General features: G+C 46.2%; 5 protein-coding genes. All 5 read left to right on the forward strand.

Annotated elements, in window-relative coordinates; translation table 11 throughout:
* A partial coding sequence (locus ACFILU_RS03185) for a Bgr_08870 family protein (RefSeq protein WP_375674719.1) occupies nt 1–1126 on the forward strand: 1126 nt, incomplete at its 5' end.
* A gap of 181 nt (nt 1127–1307) precedes the next feature.
* On the forward strand, nt 1308–2606 hold the full coding sequence (locus ACFILU_RS03190; RefSeq protein ID WP_375674725.1) for a phage tail sheath C-terminal domain-containing protein: 1299 nt from the start codon (nt 1308–1310) through the stop codon (nt 2604–2606).
* Between the two features lie 3 nt (nt 2607–2609).
* Nucleotides 2610–3128 (forward strand): phage major tail tube protein, encoded by a 519-nt coding sequence (locus ACFILU_RS03195; RefSeq protein WP_015856800.1) that lies wholly within the window; start codon nt 2610–2612, stop codon nt 3126–3128.
* Between the two features lie 9 nt (nt 3129–3137).
* Entirely contained in the window at nt 3138–3608 is a 471-nt protein-coding gene (locus ACFILU_RS03200) for a hypothetical protein (protein WP_375674721.1), read from the forward strand.
* A 74-nt stretch (nt 3609–3682) separates the two neighbouring features.
* On the forward strand, nt 3683–5724 hold a 2042-nt coding region (locus ACFILU_RS03205; RefSeq protein ID WP_375674723.1), incomplete at its 3' end, for a phage tail tape measure protein.

A 5724-nucleotide genomic window follows, 5' to 3' on the forward strand; every position in this document is an offset into this window, starting at 1 on the left:
ATTTGCTGATTTAAGCGATATCGAAGGCGCAAAAGATGCTGCCAACAATTATGTTCTCTATAAATCAAGCAACAATAACTTTACCTTTGGCAGTGCTGTCTCACTATTAGGCGCGCACCAACATAAAACAGAAGATATCGTGGGGCTTGATGATTTTAGAGCCAAGATCAATGAAGATCTCACAAGCTATGGTCGCTTAGCTAGCCCAAATGAATGGCAAAATTATAATAAATTTACCAGCAAAGTCACTATGAGTGGTGGCTTAGAACTGTTGGGTAATTCGTCGTTTAACCTTATCCATAACAACAAAGTCGTTAGCAGTCTAAGCACAACCGGAAGCTCGCTTAAAGGACCGCTTAAAGTGGACGGTGATGTTGTTTATACCAAGGCGCAAGTGGATGCCCTCAAGCAGGAAATATGGGCAGAAATAAAGAGTCTTAAAAAAGTTTTTACTGATAAACCCATTAATTGGCCAGAACTTGCTGATGCTGAATTGCTGTATACGCAGGATGGTAAAATTCAGTGGCCAGACTGGGTAACCGATAAAACCAAAGTAGAAATCCAAGCATGGGGCGGCGGCGGTAGTGGGGGTGGATCTGATACACCAAGTTTAGGAGGAGGTGGTGGTGGTTGTTCAGTATGGTATGGCTATAAAGCAAGTTTAGCTGGGAATGAAGCTATCATCGTTGGTAAAGGAGGAGCTTCTGTTGCCTCGCGTGGTGCGACAGGGAATTCTGGTGGAACAACAATCATTGGCAAGGATTTTATCACAGCAACAGGAGGTCATGGTGGTGGAGGGGCTTATTCATCATCTTTTCCAGGAAATGGTGGAGCTGGAGGAGTGGGGGGAAATTTTGGCTTGGCGACGAATGATCGCCCCGGTCTTTTCAAGGGCGAGAATGGCCATCCTGGAACAGATGGTAACCGTGGTGGTATAAGTGGAAGTGGTGGTGATGCTGGGGGTGATACATCTCGAGGTGGTCCTGGAGGAACAGGAAAAGGTTCTCGTGCTTCAGGAAAAGGAGGGGGTGGTTTTGGTGGAGGTGGTGCTGGCTCTCATGGAGATTCCTCTCCAAGCGGTGCTGGAGCTGATGGTGCTGTCCTTATAAGGTTATGGAAAGATTAAATACAAAACCAAAAATAGCGTGAGTCAAATGGATAGCTGTTCTATAAGAAAGCTTATATGTTTTTAAGTCCTTTTATTGCTCTTTCAAAGCCCTTTGAAAGGGCTTTTTTTGACTGACAGTGTCAGTCTTATCGAGCATGGTGATGGTTGTTATTCTCTCTTCATTAATTTGGAGAGCAAGATGGCAATAGAATTTAATCATGGGATTCGCATTGTAGAGGCTGGTGAGGATTCCCGTCCTTTAGCAATATTTGATCAGACCGCCATTGGGGCGGTTGTTACAGCCCCTGATGCTGACAACCAAGTTTTTCCCCTCAACGAGCCTGTGTTAGTTTTTACACATGAGGGTGAGAAAATCCAAAAGCTTGGAACAAGAGGCACAGCTCTTGATGTTATTAATGCTGTGTGCGCACAGGGGATTGAGGTACAAATTATTCTTGTGCGGGTGGAAGAAAAATTAACCATTGCTGAGACACAAACCGAAATGGTGGGATCCAATGTTGCTTTAACCGGTGTGCATGCCTTAGCGCATGCGCGGGGGCATTTGGGGGTGGAGCCTGGGATTTTACTGGCACCGGCTTATAGTGCAGGGCGGATTGACAATGGCAAAAACCCTGTGGCAGACGCTTTGGAACAGGTTGCAGAAAAGCTACAAGCGATTGCGGTTTTTGATACGGGGGGTAAAAACACGCAAGAAAGTCTTGCCTATCGTGCAGATTTTTCCTCACGCTTTTGTTATTTGATTGATCCCTTTGTACGGGTGGCAAATTCTGATGGGGGTGTTAGTGTTAAACCCGCAAGTCCTTTTGCAGCAGCCATGTTTATCAAACGTGACAAGCAAAGGGGCGGTGTTTTTTGGTCTCCCTCCAACCAAGATGTGCATGGCATTTTAGGGACAGCACGCCCCATTAGCTATTTTGATGGCGAAATCGATCATGAGGCAAATCGCCTCAACCAAGCCGATATTGCGACCTTTATTCCAGCACGGCTTAGCCAAAATGCGCATTTAAATAATTCTGTGGGACAAATGGCTGCCAATGGACGCATTTTATGGGGCAATCACACCACCTCTAGTGACCCACTCTGGCGTTTTGTCAATGTGGTGCGCACCCGTGCAGCCTTGGAAAAAACCATCATCAACAATTTCCGCCCTTGGGCCAATGATGAAAACCTTACTGGTCAACATGTCATTGCCATTATCCGCAGCCTTACACAGTTTCTTGATGATATGATTGCGCGTGGTGCGCTTTTGGGTGGCCGTGTTTGGTTTGACCGCGATTTAAATTCCAACAGCACTTTACAATTGGGAAAATTGCGGGTGGAATTTGATGCAGAAGAAGTGCCACCTTTAGAAGATTTGAGTTTCGGCAGCCGGCGCAATAACGCTTATTTTGACCGTTTGGCGCAAGATATCCAAAAGAAAATGACTTATCAATTTGGCGATACGCTTGAAACTTATCGCAAAGCAGCAAGGAGTTAAAGCATGACTTTACGCATTGTACGCGGTTTTACCTTGATTGTTGATGATGATGTGAATCTTCACCTTGATCTTGAAACATTGAAACTGCCCACGTTGGAAGAAATCACAGAAACCTATCAACCGGGCGGCTCTGATATGCAAATTGATGTGAGCGGTCTTGGTGTGAAAGCTTTGAGTTTACAAATGAAAATCCGCAGCCACACACCAGAAATTATCGGCATCTTTGGTGGTCCTCCTGGTCTTCGTCATAAATTCACTGGCAAAAAACATGTGATCTCTGAAGAAGATGGACGTGAGCATGAACATTCCATTGATGTGACAGGGCGGTTGGTCAAAGTGGATAGCGAAGGCTTAACAGCTGGAAAAGCGACAGGCTATGATTGCGAGATCAAAAATGTTTGGGACTATACGGAATTTTGGGATGGCTCTGTTTTGCACCGCTTTTCTTTTAAACGGGGCGGCTGGCTTGTCCGCAATGGGCAAGAGATCGGTTCTCGCCGCCGCTCTATTCTCAACTTATAGGAATTGATCATGACAAGTTTACAAACCAGCATTGACGTGGAATTGCAGGTTCCGTTTCTTTATCAAGATAAAGGTGGCAAAGAATCTCTCTGCAAGAAACTGACCTTTTATCGCCCCACTTTTAAGCATGCCAAGCAATTAGCGGTGCTCATTGGACCACAATTGACAGAGCTGCTGCTTCCTGAGTTTGGAGAGCAAAAAACCACTTTGAGCAATGATGTGCTTATCACGAAGCTTTCTCAAGTTTTGTTCACAAGTGAGGCAACAGAAGGCATCACAGCACTTTTGGCTGATATGTCACATGAATCTATTGAATTGATTGATCGAGTTGATGTGATGGATATTGTCGCAATATTGAAGGCTTTTTTTGCTTTTTTTACGCAACGCCAATCCTCTCTGCCAGACAATTTGGAGCAGAACTGGCCCTTTATTATCACTGGGCGCCTTCAGAGATTAACCAGATGGATTGGCTGGATGTGATTGCTTATCGAGAAGAACTCGCACGCCTGAAAGCTCAAGAATATGAAAGTCATCAGTTAGGATAAAGAATCGTCATGGATGTTTCCCTTGTTGTGCGTTTTGTCAATCATCTGCAAGAGGGGATAGCTTCTGCCAAGCGAGATCTTGCAGCCTTTAGTTCAGATGTTGCGCATTTCCAAAACAAGACAAGGCAGCATTTTAAAGGGTGGTTTGACCCTGAGCATCTTGAGGATGCGACAAAGAATGCGGAAAATGCTTTCAATCATGCACGCGGGCGTATGGTGGGTGCCATTGCGCAAACAGCAACCTTAATTGCACCGCTCTATAAAGCCATGCAATTTGACCAATCGATGAAGGGATTAGAAAAGGTTCTCGATGCCCCCCTTGATCGCTTAAAGGAATTGCGCCGTTTTGCGCTTGAAACCTCCACCAAGATTCCGTTAGCGGCGCGTGAAGTCTTAGAATTGATGACCAGTGCCAGCCAAGCAGGGATTGGCGAACAAGATCTAGAAGCTTTTAGCATTTATGCCGCTAAAGCAGCTGTAGCTTTTGATATGACGGGAGATCAGATTGGGGAGCGCTTTGCCAAATTGCGCAATGTCTTTAAGCTTAATCAAGCAGGCATTGAAGATCTAGGCGATGCTATCAATCATCTCTCTAATCACATGGCGGCAAAGGCCAGTGAAGTGTCTGATTTTACCAATCGTGCCACCGGTGCGGCAACCATGTTTAAGTTGACAGCGCGCGAAACTGCGGCATTTGGTACAGCGATGATTTCTGCTGGGATTGTTCCAGAGAGTGCCGCGCGTGGTTTTAATGCCATGAGTGCGCGCATTCAGGCAGGGGGCAAACATATTGAAGATGCTTTTGCCAATATCGGGCTTTCTCGCGAAAAATTCATGCAAGATCTGGACAAAGATGCCACCGGCACCTTGGTGCGCTTTTTTAATGTGTTGGGTAAATCCGAACAGGGGATGCGCTCGCTGATTGCCATTGCGGGGCGCGATTTTACCGGTGATTTTGCCAAATTGGTGGGTAACCCCGAATTGTTAGGGCAAGCTTTAGATTATGTGAAAGATCCACAAGTCTTTAAAGGTTCGGTAGAACAAGAAGCAGACAAACAAGCAACCGGTGCCATGCGGCAATTTGAACTCTTACAAAACCGTATTGTGGCTCTGGGCATCACCATTGGTGAAGTGCTTCTGCCTCCTCTCAACAGTCTCATGGAAACTGTTGGTAATTTTACCAATGGGCTTATGGCGTGGGCGAATGCCCATCCCACTTTAACAAGTGCCATAACAAGTGCCATTATCAAAACCATTGCCGCTCTGATGGCTTTTAATATTGCTCTGCGCGTGTTGCGCTTTACTCTTGCCGGGACACGTCTTGGGCTTCTTCAATTGATGGGCTCTTTTATCAAGATGGGTGCTGTTAGTCGTGGTCTTTCTGCAAGTTGGCGGGGCTTAGCAGCCGCAGGGCGCTCGCTGGGTTTAATAGCAGCAAGCTTTGGTGGAAGTGCGCTGCGTCTTCTTCGCCCCATAACTTTACTGGTAGGGGCTTTACGGGGGATTGCTGTCTCAGGAAGTGCATTTGCTGCCTCTTTTGGTTGGATGGGGACAGTGATCGAAGTGGTTGGGGCAAGTCTTTCCTCTGTTGTGGGGGGTATTTTTACCCCGATCGGGGCGGTCATTGCTGCTGTTGTGGCTGTCATCCTTGCTGCTGGTTTTGCTTTGTGGAAATATTGGGATCGTTTTTCTTCTTTTGTCAAAGGCTTTGCACGGGGGGTATCTCGGGCTTGGGAGCGTGCCTTTGAAGCCGTCATGCGCTTTTTTGGTGCTGATACCACCACCATCACCAAATGGAAAAATATCATTGCTGCTGCTTTCGACTTCTCTTCCCATTGGCAAAAGTTTAAACAAGGACTTTCCTCTGTTGTCGAGTGGTTTGGCAATTTGTGGGAGGGCGTTAAACAAAGCTTTTCCAACTTTTGGCAATGGTTGAAGAGTTTTTTTACACAGGAAAAGCTCTCGGAGAGTGCCAAGGCTGGTATGGAACAAGCGGGCGAAGATCTGGCTAATTCGATTGTCGATGGCTTTATGTCGTCTATCTCACAATT

Source organism: Bartonella sp. CL100XZDX (genome assembly GCF_042195375.1).
Lineage (GTDB): Bacteria > Pseudomonadota > Alphaproteobacteria > Rhizobiales > Rhizobiaceae > Bartonella.